Annotated in this window: 17 protein-coding genes; all 17 read right to left on the bottom strand. The window is 72.2% G+C overall.

Translation table 11 applies throughout. The features are described 5' to 3' along the window. Positions 1–67 precede the first annotated feature (67 nt). Positions 68–904 carry an RNA polymerase sigma factor WhiG gene (gene whiG / locus ACFVSN_RS38225; RefSeq protein ID WP_380443920.1) on the bottom strand — a complete coding sequence of 279 codons (837 nt, stop codon included), beginning with the start codon at positions 902–904 and terminating at the stop codon, positions 68–70. Positions 905–1,643: 739 nt separating this feature from the next. Next, positions 1,644–2,819 carry a DNA-processing protein DprA gene (gene dprA, locus ACFVSN_RS38220; protein WP_387957983.1) on the bottom strand — a complete coding sequence of 392 codons (1,176 nt, stop codon included), beginning with the start codon at positions 2,817–2,819 and terminating at the stop codon, positions 1,644–1,646. A 5-nt stretch (positions 2,820–2,824) separates the two neighbouring features. Beyond that, on the bottom strand, positions 2,825–4,534 hold the full coding sequence (locus tag ACFVSN_RS38215) for a YifB family Mg chelatase-like AAA ATPase (protein WP_380443873.1): 1,710 nt from the start codon (positions 4,532–4,534) through the stop codon (positions 2,825–2,827). Continuing rightward, positions 4,534–4,992: a YraN family protein gene (locus ACFVSN_RS38210; protein WP_387602996.1), complete on the bottom strand. Its 459-nt coding sequence runs from the start codon at positions 4,990–4,992 to the stop codon at positions 4,534–4,536. Before ACFVSN_RS38210 ends, ACFVSN_RS38215 begins: the two co-directional genes overlap by 1 nt. Before the next feature lie 210 nt (positions 4,993–5,202). Continuing rightward, complete coding sequence (locus tag ACFVSN_RS38205) at positions 5,203–5,529, bottom strand: DUF2469 domain-containing protein (protein WP_329929696.1); 327 nt, start codon at positions 5,527–5,529, stop codon at positions 5,203–5,205. A 55-nt stretch (positions 5,530–5,584) separates the two neighbouring features. Next, positions 5,585–6,058 (bottom strand): NUDIX hydrolase, encoded by a 474-nt coding sequence (locus tag ACFVSN_RS38200; protein ID WP_380443871.1) that lies wholly within the window; start codon positions 6,056–6,058, stop codon positions 5,585–5,587. Positions 6,059–6,170: 112 nt separating this feature from the next. Beyond that, positions 6,171–6,926, bottom strand: a complete 756-nt coding sequence (gene lepB, locus ACFVSN_RS38195) for a signal peptidase I (RefSeq protein ID WP_380443869.1) — start codon at positions 6,924–6,926, stop codon at positions 6,171–6,173. Positions 6,927–7,071: 145 nt separating this feature from the next. After that, entirely contained in the window at positions 7,072–8,073 is a 1,002-nt protein-coding gene (lepB, locus tag ACFVSN_RS38190; protein WP_380443867.1) for a signal peptidase I, read from the bottom strand. A 239-nt stretch (positions 8,074–8,312) separates the two neighbouring features. Next, positions 8,313–9,200 carry a signal peptidase I gene (gene lepB, locus ACFVSN_RS38185; RefSeq protein WP_380443865.1) on the bottom strand — a complete coding sequence of 296 codons (888 nt, stop codon included), beginning with the start codon at positions 9,198–9,200 and terminating at the stop codon, positions 8,313–8,315. 28 nt (positions 9,201–9,228) lie between these two features. Next, the gene (gene lepB / locus ACFVSN_RS38180; RefSeq protein ID WP_387957969.1) at positions 9,229–10,026 is read right to left on the bottom strand and encodes a signal peptidase I; all 798 of its coding nucleotides are present in this window, start codon (positions 10,024–10,026) and stop codon (positions 9,229–9,231) included. A 269-nt stretch (positions 10,027–10,295) separates the two neighbouring features. After that, positions 10,296–10,646 (bottom strand): 50S ribosomal protein L19, encoded by a 351-nt coding sequence (gene rplS / locus ACFVSN_RS38175; protein ID WP_063347674.1) that lies wholly within the window; start codon positions 10,644–10,646, stop codon positions 10,296–10,298. A 154-nt stretch (positions 10,647–10,800) separates the two neighbouring features. Next, a complete protein-coding gene (trmD, locus tag ACFVSN_RS38170) occupies positions 10,801–11,619 on the bottom strand; it encodes a tRNA (guanosine(37)-N1)-methyltransferase TrmD (RefSeq protein WP_387957981.1) in 819 nt (272 codons plus the stop codon). 26 nt (positions 11,620–11,645) lie between these two features. After that, complete coding sequence (gene rimM, locus ACFVSN_RS38165) at positions 11,646–12,269, bottom strand: ribosome maturation factor RimM (RefSeq protein WP_380504537.1); 624 nt, start codon at positions 12,267–12,269, stop codon at positions 11,646–11,648. A gap of 157 nt (positions 12,270–12,426) precedes the next feature. Further along, positions 12,427–12,666 (bottom strand): RNA-binding protein, encoded by a 240-nt coding sequence (locus tag ACFVSN_RS38160; RefSeq protein ID WP_030056773.1) that lies wholly within the window; start codon positions 12,664–12,666, stop codon positions 12,427–12,429. A 2-nt stretch (positions 12,667–12,668) separates the two neighbouring features. Then, complete coding sequence (gene rpsP / locus ACFVSN_RS38155) at positions 12,669–13,097, bottom strand: 30S ribosomal protein S16 (RefSeq protein WP_148642771.1); 429 nt, start codon at positions 13,095–13,097, stop codon at positions 12,669–12,671. A 594-nt stretch (positions 13,098–13,691) separates the two neighbouring features. Beyond that, complete coding sequence (locus tag ACFVSN_RS38150; protein WP_380443859.1) at positions 13,692–14,270, bottom strand: hypothetical protein; 579 nt, start codon at positions 14,268–14,270, stop codon at positions 13,692–13,694. Positions 14,271–14,680: 410 nt separating this feature from the next. After that, positions 14,681–16,093 carry a proline--tRNA ligase gene (proS, locus tag ACFVSN_RS38145; protein WP_380443857.1) on the bottom strand — a complete coding sequence of 471 codons (1,413 nt, stop codon included), beginning with the start codon at positions 16,091–16,093 and terminating at the stop codon, positions 14,681–14,683. Positions 16,094–16,120 lie beyond the last annotated feature (27 nt).

Raw genomic sequence — 16,120 nt, 5'->3', positions numbered from 1 at the left:
ATACGCCGCCGCGCAAACCTCGGGCTGCCCGGCCGGAACCGCACGCCCGAGCGGGCGGCCGCACGCACTACCGGACGTCCGACAGCTTGGCGCGCAGCTGCAGGACGGACTTGGTGTGGATCTGGCTCACCCGGCTCTCCGTCACCCCGAGGACCTGGCCGATCTCGGCGAGGGTCAAGCCCTCGTAGTAGTAGAGCGTCACCACTGTCTTCTCGCGCTCCGGGAGGGTGTTGACCGCCTGGGCCAGCAGCCTGCGCAGCTCCCGGTCCTCGGCCACCTCGACGGGGTTGTCGGCGCCGTGGTCCTCCAGGGTGTCCACCAGGCTCAGCCGGTCGCCGCCCTCCCCCACGGGGTGCAGCAGCTCGTCGAGCGCCACGACGTTGGCGAGCGACAGCTGGCTGAAGATGGCGTGCAGGTCCTCGATCGCGATGCCCATCTCCGCCGCGACCTCGGGCTCGTGCGGGGTCCGGCGAAGCCGGGCCTCCAGCGTCGCGTACGTCCGCTCGACCGCCTTGGCCTTCTGCCGCACCGAGCGCGGGATCCAGTCCAGTGCCCTCAGTTCGTCGATGATCGCGCCGCGGATGCGGCTGATCGCATAGGTCTCGAACTTGATGGCCCGGTCGATGTCGAACTTCTCGATCGCGTCGATCAGCCCGAAGACCCCGGAGGAGACGAAGTCGGCCTGCTCGACGTTGGAGGGCAGACCCACCCCGACCCGGCCCGCCACGTACTTGACGAGCGGTGAGTAGTGCAGGATCAGCTGCTCCCGCAGCCGCTGGTCGCCGGTCTCCTTGTAGGAGCGCCAGAGTTCCTCCAGCGCGCTGCGCGCGGGGCTGCCCGCCTCCGGCCCTCGGCGGGGCGAAGGCGCCGACGGGCTCGCGGACGGGGCCGACGGCGGGGGCAGCGCTTGGGCCCGGGGCGGAACCTGGGCCGGGCATGGGGCCTGAGCCGGGGGCGGAGCCTGCGTCGGGGATAGGGCCGGGGATGGGGCCTGCGTCGGGGGCAACGCTGGAGCCGGGGGCGGAGCCTGCCGTCCCGGTCCGGGCGGGGGCGCCGGTGGTGGCACCGCCTCGGGCGCCTCCGTGACGGCACTCGCCCCGGTCGGACCGTCGGCGGCTGCGCCGATCCACGTGCCCGTACCGACCACGACCTCGCCCCCGCCGGTACCGGCGTCAGCCCCGTCGACCGCGTCGGACCCGACGGCATCGGGGCCGGCCGGGTCGGGACCGGCGGCATCGGCGGGCTGGCCGGGCACCGACGCCGGCCGGCCGCCCTGCCGTGACAGGCTCCCCATCGCCCCCGTCGCCTTGGGCGGGTACTCGGTCACGGGGCGCCGCTCGGTGCGCGGTCCTCCCGAGGACCGGGCGCCACCGGTCACTCTGTGTCCGGGAATGTGTGTGGGCATGCGTTGGTCTGCGCCGTTCTGCCGAGTCATGTGCTGATAGGGAAGGCATGTGGAGCGTAGCGTGACCGACTCACTGCAATGCGCTACCGCCACTCGGTCGTCCCTCGATCCGGTGGCGTTCTCGTCACCGGATCCGGGCACCCGCAGTGGACGAACCGGTTCGGCAGGTCAACCCCCCGATCTCCCGTCACTCCTTCTTGCAGCCCCCATCAGCGCAGCTGTTCGCCTCTCCCCGCGATCACCTCCTCCGCACGATTCGCCAGTGCGCGCCGTGCCGCTCCACGAAGCCGAGCGAGCCCAACTCGTAGAGCCGCTGGAGCACTTCGTCCGGCGGCAGCCCCGACTGCCGGGCCAGCCGCTCGACCGGCGCGCCCTCGGCCGTCGCCGGCACGGCCTCCAGCACCCGTGCGACCGGCGGCTCCAGCAGGTCCCTCGGCAGGACCGGCCCGGCCCGCGGCGGCGCGAGGTCGTCCCCGATCGCACCGATCAATTCCGTCACCTCCGCCGCGTCGGTGACCAGCGTGGCGCCGCCACTGCGGATCAGGGCGTGCACGCCCGCCGAGAGTTCGGAGGTGACCGGCCCGGCCACGCCCATGGTGTGCCGGTTGAGGTCCCGCGCCCGTCTGGCCGTGCTCAGTGCCCCGCTCCGCACGGCCGCCTCCACCACCACGGTGCCCCGGGTGAGGGCCGCGATGACCCGGTTGCGCAACACGAAGCGGAAGCGGTTCGGATGCTCCCCGGGCGGTAGTTCGCTGACCAACAGGCCCTGGACCCCGATCCGCCGGATCAATTCGGCGTTGCCCTTGGGATACGCGACATCGACCCCGCAGGCGAGGACACCGATGGTCAGCCCGCCCACCGCCAGGGCTCCGCGGTGGGCGGCGGCGTCGATCCCGTAGGCGGCTCCGGACACCACCACCCAGCCCCGCTCGGCGAGTTGGGCCGACAGCTCCCCCGCGACGTGCGCGCCGTAGGCCGTGCAGGCCCGGGAGCCCACCACCGCCACCGAGCGGAGGGCCAGCAGGCGCAGCGACCCGGTACCGGTCGTCCAGAGCCCGACCGGCCGCCCGTCGCCCAGGTCGTCGAGCTGGCTGGGCCACTCCGTGTCCCCCGGAATGATGAAGCGTCCACCGGAGGCTCGTACCCGTTCCAGGTCCTCGGCCGGGTCCAGACCGGGGAGTCTCGCCTGGTAGCCGGCCAGGCGGGGCCCGTCGAGCCCGGGGTGGTCGGGCACGGCGCCCTCCCGGATCGCCTGGACCACCTCGGCGGCGGCGAGCTGGCGGAGCCACCGGCCGACCACCGCGTCCCCGGGCTCGCTCAGCCGGCTGAGCAGCACCCGGGCGAGCCGTTCCGGCTCGGGCTGCGCGCCCGTCGTCGTCGGCGTCGGCGGCGGCTGTTGAGGATCCGCCGTCATCCGGTTCATGCGTCACCGTCCTCGTCCGCCGGGTACTCGTCGCGGGCTCCTCCGATTGGGCCCTTCCCCGGACTGCTCCGCTGGGCGGGGACGCCCCCGAGACGCCCGAAGGCGCGTTCCGTGAGCGGAAGACCGTGCTCCACGCCGGTGCGCAGGACCAGCGCCGTCCGCACGTCCCGTTGGTCCGGTCGGTCCCGGCCCGCGAGGTCCGCGACCGTCCAGGCGACCCGAAGCACCCGGTCCAGGCCCCGGGCGGTGAGCAGCCCGCGCTCCAACTGCCGGGCGGCGTCGTTCAGCGCGCCGGGGGCGAGCTGCCAGCGCGTCCGCAGTTCGTGCCCCGGGACCTCGGCGTTGACCCGCCAGGGCGTGCTGGCCAGCCGGGCGGCCGCCCGCTCCCGCGCGGCCAGCACCCGGGCCGCGATGATCTCGGTGGTCTCCGCCGTGGTGTCCCGCTCCATGAGCTCGACCCTGGTCACCGGGGCGACCTGGACCTGGAGGTCCACCCGGTCGAGCAACGGCCCCGACAGCCGCCCCTGGTAGCGGCTCACCATCGCCGGGGTGCACTCGCACCCCTCGCCCCGCCGTGAGTACCGGCCGCACGGACAGGGATTGGCCGCGAGGCAGAGCAGGAACCGGGCCGGGAGCCGGAGCGATCCGGCCGATCGCGCGATCACCACCTCGCCCGACTCCAGCGGCTGCCTCAGCGCGTCGAGCACCCGGACGGGGAACTCCGGCGCCTCGTCCAGGAACAGGACGCCCCGGTGGGCCAGCGACACCGCGCCCGGTCTGGGCAGGCCGCTGCCGCCACCCACGATCGCCGGCATCGTGGTCGAGTGGTGCGGGGAGCAGTACGGAGCGCGGTCGATCAGCGGACGGCCCGCCGGGAGCAGGCCCGCCACCGAGTGCACCGCCGTGACCTCCAGCGCCTCCTTCTGCGTGAGCGGCGGGAGCAGCGAGGGTAGCCGCTCGGCCAGCATCGTCTTGCCGGCCCCGGGCGGCCCCTTCAGGTACAGGTGGTGTCCCCCGGCGGCGGCGATCTCCAGGGCCCGCCGGGCCTCGTACTGACCGGCCACGTCGGCCATGTCGAGGCGGGCCGCCTTGTCGTCGGGCAGGCCCCGCACGCCCGCGCTCGGCAGCATGAGCCCGGCCATCAGGGGATCGGGGCGGCCCGTGATCGGATCGGGCGGCTCCTCCGGCGCGGGCACACCGGTGAGGACGGCGAGCAGCTGGCGCAGGCTGCGGACCCCGATCACCTTCGCCCCGGGGACGAGCGAGGCCTCGGCCGCCGTCTGCTCGGCGACGACGACCCGCTCGTACCCGGCGTCGGTGGCGGCCAGCACCGAGGGCAGCACTCCGCGGACGGGCCGCACCCGGCCGTCCAGCCCCAGTTCGCCGATGATCAGCAGGTCGGCGATGGCCGACGGGTCGAGCCGCTCGGCGGCGGCCAGCACGGCGCAGGCCACCGCGAGGTCGAAGCCGCTGCCGCTCTTGGGCACGGAGGCGGGGCTGAGGCCGACGGTCAGCTTGCGCTGCGGCCACGCCTCGCCGCTGTTCACGACGGCCGCGCGCACCCGGTCGCGGGCCTCGGACAGCGCCTTGTCGGGCAGGCCGACCAGGGTGAACGCGGCCACCCCGGGCTCCAGATCGGCCTGGACCTCGACGATCACCCCGTCGACGCCGACCAGCGCGACGGAACAGGTACGGGCGAAGGCCATCAGACCACCCCCCGCAGGTGGTCCACCGAGGCGGCGCCCCGGGACCGGTTGATGACCGCGACCAGGTCGATCCGCACCCCGCCCGGCGGGACGGGCGGCCACTGCGGATCGGCTGGCCCGGGGTCGTACCCGGGCCCGGCCAGCTGCGCGAAGTGCGCGGGCCAGCGCTCGGCCAGCCACCGCTCGGCCAGCCGCTGCAGCCGGGCCGCCTTGGCCTGGTCGATGGCCTCGGTCGGCTGCTGGAAGCCCCGCTCGGAGCGGGTCTTCACCTCGCAGACCGCCACGGTGTCGCCGTCGAGGGCGACGATGTCCAGCTCGCCCTCGGCGCAGCGCCAGTTGCGGTCCAGGATGCGGAGTCCGTCCTCCGCGAGGCGGCGGGCGGCGACCCGCTCGCCGTAGCGGCCGAGGCTGGTCTTGCTCGGCCTGTCCGGCCCGCCCTGGCGGGCCTGCCGGGTGATCGCGCCCTGCGCGGTCGGGTTCTGCACGGTCGTGTTCTGCACGGTGACCACCTCCGCCGTGGAGGTTGCAACGCCGTGCTCGACGGGACCCGGTATTTCCCTTTTCCTGTGGACAACTCGCGCCTGTGGATAACTTCCGTCACCCGCAGGAGTGAGAATCCCCGATTGCGCGAAATTCCCCTGGACAACGCGGGCCCGGGCGGTCCAACGTCAGTTCCCGAAGCCGGCGTCGTCCGAGGGCAGCTCCAGATCGCTCTTCGCGAGTTCCTCGATGTTCACGTCCTTGAAGGTCAGCACCCGGACCTTGCGGACGAACCGGGCCGGCCGGTACATGTCCCAGACCCACGCATCCGCCATCGACACCTCGAAGAAGACCTCACCCTGGACCGAGTGCACCTGCAGCTCGTAGTCGTTGGTGAGGTAGAAACGTCGCTCGGTCTCGATCACGTACTTGAACAGGCCGACGACGTCCCGGTACTCCCGGTAGAGCTTGAGCTCCATCTCGGTCTCGTACTTCTCGAGATCTTCGGCACTCATCCAGGCGTCCCCTCAACTTGTCACGTCCACCCATTGTGGACCACCGCACCCACGCTCAGAGCCGTACCGGAGCGACCGGCGGGCCCTGTACCAGCAGTCGCTCCAGGAAGTCGGCCAGTCCGGCCGGGTAGACCGTCTCGGCGGTCCGCCTCAGCTCCTCGAGCGTCCACCAGCGTGCCGCGAGCAACTCGGCGTGTTCCTCGTCGCCCATGCCCGAGTGGTCGAGGCCGGTGGCCTCGGTCCGGGCCAGGTGAAACCACTGCTCCTGCTCGTAGCGCTGTCCCCGGAAGGAGAACGACACCGTGCCGTACCCCACCAAGGGCCCCAGCTCCACGCCCCGCAAACCGGTTTCCTCCACGAGCTCCCGCGCGGCGGCGTCGCGCACGTCCTCCCCGGGTTCCAAACCGCCTCCCGGGGTGAACCACCAGGTCACGTCCGGCACCGCCGGATCCGAGCCCAGGAAGAGGAGGACGCGGTCCGACCCGTCCAGCAGCAGGATCCGCGCCGCCTGGCGACGCCGTACCGTCATGGCAGCTCTTCACACCCCTTCCGTCCGCACCGGTGGTGGTACCGATCCTGCCACCCGACGCGTCCATCCGGGGCGATGTTCGACAGAGCGGCCCGGCAGGCGGCGGCCGCGCTCAGGATGCGCGCCCCCGACGGAACCGGCGGGCCAGACCGGCCACGCCGCCCACCGCCGAGGTCACGACGATCAGCGCCGCGCCGGCCACGGTGGCCACCGCCGCCGGGACCAGCGGACCGGGCTGAGCGGCCCTCGGACCGGCGAGGCCGTCGAACGCCGTGGTCCGGGTGAACCCACCCATCCGGCCGAACGGCATCGCCGTCGCCTCCACCCGGGCCTCGACGGCGTCGGCCGCGACGGTCCCGCCGTCGACCGACAAGTGGGTGCGGGAGTCGAGCGAGACGATCCGGTTGTCGCCGAGCAGGAAGAGCCGCCCCTGCGGCACCGTGACGCTGAAGGCCGTGCCCTGCGGACCCTGCGCCGCGAGGTAGGGCTCGGCGACCGGGGTCCCGTTCACCGTCAGCCCGCGGCCGTCCTCGGCGGAGGCCACGGTGTCCCCGCCCACCGCGACGACCCGCTTGACCATGAGCTCGCCGCCCCAGGCCTGGTCCTTGAAGACCACGACGTCACCCCGGCCGACGGAGCCGCCGTCGGTCTTCCGGGCGAGCACCGTGTCCCCGACCTCCAGCGTGGGGGACATCGAGCCCGAGGGGATGTTGTAGGGCCGGTAGCCGACCGCGATCACGGCGAAGCCGCCGACCAACAGCACCAGGCCGAGCCCGATCAGGACGCCCTGGATCACGGCGGCCGCCCGGTGGCGCGGCCGGGTGGGCGTGACCGGCCGGTCGGCGGTCTGTTCCACGACACTGCTCATCGACACCGTCCAGCTCTGACCCGCCGGAGCACGCCCCGGGTGCGCCGGAGGCACAGGCGGAAAACCCGTCGGGCCGTGGCACGTCCGAGCAGATTACTCGTCGGTACCACGGCCCGCGCAAGAGCTGGGGAGGAGCTGCCGGAGCTCAGGAGTCCTTCCGGCGGTCCGACCTGTTCCGCACCCGGCGCACCAGTGGGAGCAGCGCCACAGCTCCCGCCGCGCCGGCCACCGGCGGCACCAGCGGCACGCCCGCCGCCAGGCCCTTCTGGTCGAAGGTGCTCGGCACCGGCAGCGTCGCCCAGCGGTCGATCGGCCAGGCCACCACGAAGGCGCGCCCGATCACGTCGTCCACCGGAACGGTCCCGCCGCCCGGCTGGTCCATGTGAAAGCGGGAGTCCAGCGAGTCGTCGCGGTGGTCGCCCATCACCCAGATCCGGCCCGACGGCACCTTCAGCGGCCCGAAGGTCCGGCTGCAGGGGTTGTTGCCCGGGAAGATGTACGGCTCGTTGAGCGCGACGCCGTTCACCTTGACCGGACCGCCGCTCTCGCACTCGACGGTGTCGCCGCCGACCGCGATGACCCGCTTGATCAGGTCCTTCTCGTTGGCCGAGGGCATCAGGCCGACGAAGCTGAGGACGTCCTGCACCCCCCGGAGGAAGGAGTTGCTGCTCTGCTGGACGGGCTCGTCGTTCAGCCAGCCGCCCGGGTCGTGGAACACCACGACCTCGCCGCGCTCGGGCTCGGCCCCGAACCAGGGGGTCAGCTTGTCCACGAGGACGCGGTCACCGACCTGCAGCGTGTTCTGCATCGACTCCGACGGGATGGAGAAGGCCTGGACGAAGAAGGTCTTGATCACCAGGGCCAGGACCAGCGCGATGCCGATCAGGATCGGCAGTTCCTTCCAGAACGATCGCGGCTTCTTGTCCTTGTCGGACGCCTTGCCCTCCGACTCGTCCGCCGGCCCGGCCCCGCTCCGAAGCTCGCCCGGGGTACCGCCCGTCCCGTCGCCCGGCTCGTCGGCGGACTGGGCCGCCGCGTCCTCGACCGAGGCCGACGGCGCTGCGGACTCGGCCGACCGGTCCGCCCGGCTGCCGGAGCCCTCGGGCTCTCCGGCGCCTGAGCGGGCGCCGATCACCAAATCCCCCACAACGTCTCCTCCCTGCTGTGCGGACGCCCGTGCGCCCGCGCTCGGAGTGCCGCACAGCGGGCACCACGCTCACTACGACCATGAACGCCTCAGGGCTGCCCACCACGGGCGCCCCTGACACCAGCACAGCCTCGACGCTCAGCCGGAAAGCCCGGCCGCGCCTGCACTTCTCTATCACTCCCAGGCATCCGGCTCGCGGTCCCACGCGCGCGACCCGGTGGGTCGGCGGCCGGCGTGGCCTACCGCGAAGGCCCGTCCGGCCTGCGAACGGCAAGCGGAAGGATGCCCAACACACCCATAACGAGCGGAGGTTCCATCGGAACCGGCCCAACGGGCACCGAATTCGGCGCAGTTCCGGCGGCCTGCGGAGCACGTGCCAGAGAGGAGAGTGAACTCGGCTCGTCAAGTTGATGGAAGCGGTCCAGCGGCCAGGCGATCACGAAGGCCCGGCCGACCACACCGCTCAGCGGGATCGTGCCCTGGCCGGGATTCCCCATGTGGAAACGGGAGTCGGCGGACACGTCCCGGTGGTCGCCCATGACCCAGAGCCGGCCCTGGGGCACCTTCACCTTGAAGGGCTGCCGGGACGGCGGGTTCCCGGGCGAGAGGTAGGGCTCCTCCACCGGCGTGCCGTTGACGCTCAACCGCCCCTGCGCGTCGCAGCACTCCACGGTGTCCCCGCCGACGCCGATGACCCGCTTGATCAGATCCTGCTCGCTGTCGGACGGCAGCAGCCCGACGAAAGTGAGGACCTGCTTGGCCCCGCCCAGGATCGGACCGTCGTCGGACGGCTTGTGATCGCTCTCCAGCCAGCCGCCGGGGTCCTTGAACACCACGACGTCTCCGCGCGACGGCTCGTTGCCGAACCAGGGGGTGAACTTGTCCACCAGTACCCGGTCGCCGACCTGGATGGTCTGCTCCATCGACCCCGAGGGGATCACGAAGACCTGGATCATGAAGGTCTTCATCACCAGCGCCACCAGCAGGGCCACCAGGACGATCAGCGGGAACTCGCGCAGCAGCGAGCGCTTGCGCCGCCGGGCCGCGCGCTGCGCGGTGCGGCGTCGATCGGCCCGGCCACGGGCCGGAACGACGCCGTCGCCACCCTCGGCGCCCTCCCCCGCCACCTCGGCGGGGTGGTCTGCCAGTCGGCCCCTACCTCTGGTCCCCATGACCACCCGTCCCCGCTGTCGCGGCGAAGGCCGCCGGCCGGTCCAGGCTGTTCCAGCGCGCGATCGGGAAGACCACCCAGTCCGCCCGGCCGATCACCCTGCCCTCCGGCACGAACCCGCCGCCGGGCTCGCCGAGGTGATCGCGGGAGTCTCGGGAGGCCCTGCGGTGGTCGCCCATCACCCACAACTTGCCGGCCGGCACCACCACGTCGAAGGCCACGCCGGACGGCTCGTCGCCCGGGGCGAGGTAGGAGGACTCGTCGATCGGCACACCGTTGACGGTGATCCGCCCGCCGGGCCCGGTGCTGGTCACGCGGTCGCCGCCGATACCGATCACCCGCTTGACGTACACCGTGTCGCCGGCCGGGGCCAGCCCGAGGTCCCGGCCGAGCGAGCGCAGCCCGTCCCAGAAGCCGGCCGGCCGGTCCGGCTCCGGAAGGAAGGAGCCCGTCCCGTCGAAGACCACGACGTCGCCCCGCCGGGGGTGGTCGCCGAAGGCGTAGGCGAGCTGGTTCGCGATCAGCCGGTCGCCGGGGCGGAGGGTGTCCTCCATCGACCCGGACGGCACCGTGAACGGCCGCGCGACGAAGGCGTTCACCAAGAGCAGCGCGGACAGGCAGATGCCCGCCAGGAGCAGGAGGTCCCGCGAGCGCGAGCGCCCTGGCTCCTCGTCGTCCGCAGCCTCACCATCGCCGGCCTCACCATCGCCGTCGGTCTTGCCATCGCCGTCGGCATCGGCAACGCCGTCGGCAGCGCCACCGTCATCGGCCGCGTCGCCCACCGCGTCCGCGGAAACCGCCCTGGGACCTGCCGCAGGAGCAACCGCAGGAGCAACCGCAGGAGCAACCGCAGGAGCAACCGCCGTGGCGGCGGCCGGAACAACCGCGGAAACGACCGCGGACCGCGGCGGCGAGTCCGCACCGGAGGGTGCGGGACTGCCGTCGCGGTCCGCGGGTGGTTCGTGCGTGCTCATCGGGGGCTGAGCTTACCGTGCGGCAGCCGCGCCCCCGGGAGCGCTCCGATCCCCCGGCGAGGCCGGGGGCCGGTGGATCAGCGGTCGCGCTTCTCCTTGATCTTCGCGGCCTTGCCGCGGAGGTCACGCAGGTAGTACAGCTTGGCGCGGCGAACCGCACCGCGGGTCACGACCTCGATCTTCTCGACGACCGGGGTGTGCACCGGGAAGGTGCGCTCCACGCCGACGTTGAAGCTGACCTTGCGGACGGTGAAGGTCTCACCGACGCCCGCACCGTGGCGGCGGATGACGACGCCCTGGAAGACCTGGACACGGGAGCGGTTGCCCTCGATGACCCGGACGTGGACCTTCAGGGTGTCACCGGCGCGGAAGGCCGGGATGTCGCTACGCAGCGAGGCCGCGTCGACAGCAGCGAGCTTGTTGCTCATGTTGCTCTCCATCGCAGGCGCCACGGGCCGCCCACGGAAGTTCGTCGCAATGGGGTCTGCTGCGGGCCGCATCGGCTGGCGGCGTTCCCCCCGTGGCGGGGGCGCCGGTCCACGTGACCCCTACGGGAGGGGCCCAGCGACAGACAGCAGCGGCCTATTCTTCCACACCCACGGCCGCGGACCGAAATCGGCCGAGCTCGTCGTCCCAGGCCAGGCCGAGGACGGAGAGCGCCGCCCGGTCCTTCTTGTCGAAGGCGCCGTACTGCCAGCGCTCCACCAGGTCGGGGCGGTTCGCCCGCGTACGGGCGAAGGCCTCGTCCCGGCGCCAGCGGGCGATGCGGCCGTGGTTGCCGCTGAGCAGCACGTCGGGCACGGCCCGGCCGCGCCACTCGGCGGGCTTGGTGTAGACCGGGCCCTCCAGGAGGTCGGCCATCGCGCCGGGGGCGAAGGAGTCGTCCCGGTGGGACTCGGCGTTGCCGAGCACCCCCGGCAGCAGCCGGGCGATCGCCTCGACCATCACCAGCACGGCGACCTCGCCGCCGGCCAGCACGTAGTCGCCGATCGAGGCCTCGACCACCGGCATCCGGGTGGCCGCCTCCTCGATCACCCGCCGGTCGATGCCCTCGTACCGGGCGGGCGCGAAGGCCAGCCAGGGGCGGCGGGCCAGTTCCTGGGCCAGCTCCTGGGTGAACGGGCGCCCGCTCGGGGTGGGCACCACCAGCGTCGGCACCTGCCCCTCGGGGCCGGCGGCGACCACCGCGTCCAGGGCCTCGCCCCACGGCTCGGGCTTCATCACCATGCCGGGGCCGCCGCCGTACGGGCTGTCGTCGACCGTCCGGTGGACGTCGTGCGTCCAGTCCCGCAGGTCGTGGACGTGCACGTCCAGCTGGCCGCGGGCGCGCGCCTTGCCGACGAGTGAGACGTTCAGGGGTTCCAGGTACTCCGGGAAGATCGAAACGACGTCGAGCCGCATCCCCGTCTGGACGCCCTCGGCCGCCGTCACTTCTCGCCTTCCTGCGAGTCGCCGTGGGCGCCCTCCGGGGAGTCCTCCTGGGCGCCCTCGGCGGAGTCCTCCGGGGCCGCGGCGGCAGCACTGCCCGCCACCTCGGCCCGCTCCGGGTCGATGAGCCCGGCCGGCGGGGTGATCACGGCGCGCTGGTTCTCCAGGTCGATGGTCGGCACGATCTGGCTGACGAAGGGCACCAGCACCTCCGTCCCGTCGGCCTTCCTCACCGTGAGCAGGTCCTGGTACGGCAGGTGGACGACCTCGGTGAGCTCGCCGACCGGGGTGCCGTCGGAGAGCACCACGTCCAGCCCGATCAGCTGGTGGTCGTAGTACTCCTCCGGGTCATCGGGGGTCTCGTCCGGGTCGACCTCGGAGATCAGCAGGGTGCCGCGGAGCGCCTCCGCCGCGTTGCGGTCCTTGACGCCGGCGAAGCGCAGCAGCAGCCGCCCGCTGTGCACCCGGCCGGACTCGACGGTCAGCGGCCCGACCGACGCGGGGTCGGTGAGGACGACGGCCCCCGGGCCGAGCCGGAGCTCCGGCTCGTCGGTGCGGACCTCGACGCTGACGTCCCCCCTGATGCCGTGGGCGCGGCCGATCTTGCCGACGACGAGCTGCACGGTGATCGTTCTCCTGGAGTTCCTGAGCTGGACGGGAAGCCGGCCACGTCCACGCCCTCGCGGGGCGGGAACACGGTGGCCGGATGCGAAAAGGGCCGACCGGGACGCCATGCGTCCCGGTCGGCCCCAAGCCCTGACGGCTGCACGGGCAGCTGCGTCAGCGGATGTTGTCCACGTCGACGAGGTCGACCCGGACGTTGCGACCGCCGAGGGCGCCGACCACGGTGCGCAGAGCGCGCGCCGTGCGGCCGCCCCGGCCGATCACCTTGCCGAGGTCATCGGGGTGCACACGCACCTCGATGGTGTTCCCCCGACGCAGGTTGCGCGAGCGCACCTGCACCTCGTCGGGGTGCTCGACGATGCCCTTCACCAGGTGGTCGAGGGCGTCCTCGATCACGATCAGGCCTCGGCGGCGGCGTCGGCCTCAGCCTCGGCCTTGTCCGACTTCTTGGCCTTCGGGGTGATGGCGACACCGGTGGTGGCGTCCTCGAAGCCGGCGACGGCCTTCGCGAACAGGTGCGAGAAGTCCTCGACCTTGGGCTCGGCGACCTTGAGCGGCGCCGGGGCCGGCAGGCCCTTGAACTTCTGCCAGTCGCCGGTCAGCTTGAGGATGGCGAGGACCGGCTCGGTCGGCTGGGCGCCGACGGACAGCCAGTACTGGGCGCGGTCGCTGTCGACCTCGATCTTCGAGGGGTTGTAGGTCGGCTGGTAGATGCCGATCTCCTCGATCGCGCGACCGTCACGCTTGGTGCGCGCGTCGGCGATGACGATGCGGTAGTGCGGGGAGCGAATCTTGCCGAGACGCTTGAGCTTGATCTTGACTGCCACGGGAGTGGATTCTCCTGGTGTTGACGTGGGTGAGCGGTCGCGTTCATCGCGTGGGGTTGCGGTGCGGACCGTTCAAGGGACACGCCAGCCGTAGGAGAGAGGGGTCCTGCTCGGCTGCCGAGTACTCAGCTGTCCATTCTGCCATACCGGCGCCAACCGCCTGGACCGGGCCTCCCGGGCACCGTCTGCGGACCGGACTTCCCGGGCCCCGTCCACCGAGCCGGACACGGAGCCGGAGCCGGAGCCGGACCGGCCGGCCCCCGGACCCACCTCGTGGGGCCGGACCGGACCGGGAGCCCCCGCTCCCGGTCGAGTCCACTGATTCCGTCCACGAGTCTTCCGATCGCACCCGCCGGTTCCGCTGCCCGCACAGCCGACCACCGGGTCCTGCCACCCGGTCACGCGACCCCGAACCGGTCACGTGAGCCCGATGGGCCCTGCCTTGCCGAACTTCTCGAACGCGCTTGTCGAACTCGTCGAACGTGCCGAACTCGTCGAACCCCGTCGAGATTGCTGAAATTGCTGAAATGGTTGGAACTACCAGAACCGCCGGAACTCCCGGAACCCCGGAACGAACCGCCGAACCCGACAGGATCAGGCGATCTTGAAGGGCTGCTGGCACGCGCCGCAGACGATGGACGCCTGCGCGAGCACCGACGGCACGACCCGGACGTTCCGCCCGCAGCCGCACACCGCCTTGACCCGCACGCCGCCCCCGGAGGAACCGTGCCGGGCGGCCGGCCCGCGGAAGGCGCGCGTCGCGCCTTCGCCGGCCACCGCCTCCTGGTGCGCACCCAGGGCGCGGTCCAGGCGTTCGATGGTCTCGGCGTACCGCTCCTGCGTCTCCTTGAGCATGGTCACCTGGGAAAACCCGCTGCTCGCGTGCGGTTCCACCGGGTGCGCCAGACCGAGCTCGGAGGCGAGCATCAGGAAGCGCCGGTTGTGGTAGCGGCCGGCCCGCGAGGTGTCCCGGATGTCCCGGGCCGCGGCCAGACCGTGGGCAGCCTCGTGGAGGAGCCGCTCGAAACCGAGCCGCGTGCCACAGGCCGAGGAGGACTCGCCGATCAGGGCCTCGGGCGAGGCCAGGTCCGGGAGGTCCTGGTGGTAGGCCTGGATGTCACTCCAGGCGGCGGCCAGTTCGGCCGCGAGGACGAGGGGCTGTGTCGTGCTCACGCTAGACCAACGATGGAGTGCGAGCCGATGTTCCGCCTGTTCCCGTTCTCCGGGAATTCCCAGGGAACTCCCAGGAATGCATGGTCGCGCGCGAATTGCGCGTTCCGGATCTGACGCAAGACCAACCCCCTGCCGGTTTCGGCCCGCGCAGCGCGGCGGGCCTGGTGAATTCCGTCCGGGGGGCGGGCTGTCGCACCCAGGACGTACGGCCCGTGGTCCTGTCGAAGTTGACAGGGCCACGGGCCGTACACCGTACCGCTATTCCGTTAATACCGGCAGTTGACCGGCCAGTAGGGATGTTGCGAGTCCGGAGCCCTCGACGAGAGTTACCGGATTCTTACCACCCGCATTCCGGGCAAATGTTGCCGGTAACGGTCATTACCCACCGCCGGTCGTACCGATGGTCGGGATCAGTACGCACGCGCGACGATCGCGATATTGCCTTCCTGGTCGTCCGTCTGCGGCACCGAACCGTCGGCGGCGACGATGCAGCGCACCGAGACGCCCTGCTCGGCCAGCTTGGCCTCGCCCTCCGGGCCGAGCTCGGCCCAGGAGATCCGGCCCCAGCCGGTGGCGGCGGCCTCGACGGCCTCGTCGAGGGTCTTGACGTCGACGGTGCGCGACTCGCGGCGCTCGCGGGACTGGCGCAGCAGGAGCGCCTGGTCGTCCTCCAGGACGCCCGGGAGCAGCTCGGCCAGGGCGTCGATCGAGACCGGCTCCTTGCCGCCCGCGATGCGGCGGACCAGCATCGCGGTGCCGTTCTCCAGGTCGCGCGGGCCGACCTCGATGCGGACCGGAACGCCCTTGAGCTCCCAGTCGACGGCGCGGCGGCCGAACGGGGTGTCGGTGCGGTCGTCGACGACCACGCGGACGCCGACGGCCTCCAGGCGGGCGCCGATCTCGCGGACCTTGGCGATGACCGCGTCGTCGCCCTTGATGGCGAGGACGACGGCCTGGACGGCGGCCAGGCGCGGCGGGACGCGCAGGCCGTTGTCGTCGCCGTGGGACATGATCAGGCCGCCGACCATGCGGGTCGAGACGCCCCAGGAGGTCTGCCAGACGTACTCGCGCTCGGCGCCCTGGAGCTGGTAGGTGGTGTTGAACGCCTTGGCGAAGTTCTGGCCCAGCTCGTGGCTGGTACCCATCTGCAGGGCCTTGCCGTCGCCCATCATGCCCTCGAGGGTGAGGGTGTTGATGGCGCCGGCGAAGCGCTCCTTGGCGGTCTTGCGGCCGAGCACGACGTCGATGCCGAGCACGTTGGTCATGAAGTCGCCGTAGACCTGCGTGTGGATCATCGACGCGTACGCGCGGGCGTCCTCGTAGGTGGCGTGGGCGGTGTGGCCCTCCTGCCAGAGGAACTCGGTGGTGCGCAGGAAGACGCGCGGGCGCAGCTCCCAACGGACCACGTTGGCCCACTGGTTGATCAGCAGGGGCAGGTCGCGGTGGCTCTGCACCCACTTGGAGAAGTACTCGTTGATGATCGTCTCGGAGGTCGGCCGGACGACGACCGGCTCCTCCAGCTGCTTGCCGCCGCCGTGGGTGACCACCGCGAGCTCGGGGGCGAAGCCCTCGACGTGCTCGGCCTCCTTGGTCAGGTACGACTGCGGGATGAACATCGGGAAGTAGGCGTTCTGCGCGCCGGCCTTCTTGATCCGCGCGTCCATCTCCTGCTGCATCCGCTCCCACAGGCCGTAGCCGTACGGTCGGATGACCATGGTGCCGCGCACCGGACCGTTGTCGGCCAGCTCGGCCTTGTTGATGAGGTCCTGGTACCAGCGCGGGAAGTCTTCCGCCTGAGGGGTGAGAACGGGTGCCTTAGCCATGGCCCGAATGGTACGGGGAGCGGCCCC

It is taken from the genome of Kitasatospora sp. NPDC057904, assembly GCF_042887925.1.
GTDB lineage: Bacteria > Actinomycetota > Actinomycetes > Streptomycetales > Streptomycetaceae > Kitasatospora.
Note: the sequence above shows the minus strand (reverse complement) of the source record. Positions and strands in the feature narration are given on the sequence as shown.

Excerpts from the sequence above, each read along its gene's own strand:
- dprA (WP_387957983.1), bottom strand. The coding sequence starts at position 2,819 with ATGACGGCGGATCCTCAACAGCCGCCGCCGACGCCGACGACGACGGGC.
- ACFVSN_RS38215 (WP_380443873.1), bottom strand. The coding sequence starts at position 4,534 with ATGGCCTTCGCCCGTACCTGTTCCGTCGCGCTGGTCGGCGTCGACGGG.
- ACFVSN_RS38205 (WP_329929696.1), bottom strand. The coding sequence starts at position 5,529 with ATGAGTGCCGAAGATCTCGAGAAGTACGAGACCGAGATGGAGCTCAAG.
- ACFVSN_RS38200 (WP_380443871.1), bottom strand. The coding sequence starts at position 6,058 with ATGACGGTACGGCGTCGCCAGGCGGCGCGGATCCTGCTGCTGGACGGG.
- lepB (WP_380443869.1), bottom strand. The coding sequence starts at position 6,926 with ATGAGCAGTGTCGTGGAACAGACCGCCGACCGGCCGGTCACGCCCACC.
- rplS (WP_063347674.1), bottom strand. The coding sequence starts at position 10,646 with ATGAGCAACAAGCTCGCTGCTGTCGACGCGGCCTCGCTGCGTAGCGAC.
- trmD (WP_387957981.1), bottom strand. The coding sequence starts at position 11,619 with ATGCGGCTCGACGTCGTTTCGATCTTCCCGGAGTACCTGGAACCCCTG.
- proS (WP_380443857.1), bottom strand. The coding sequence starts at position 16,093 with ATGGCTAAGGCACCCGTTCTCACCCCTCAGGCGGAAGACTTCCCGCGC.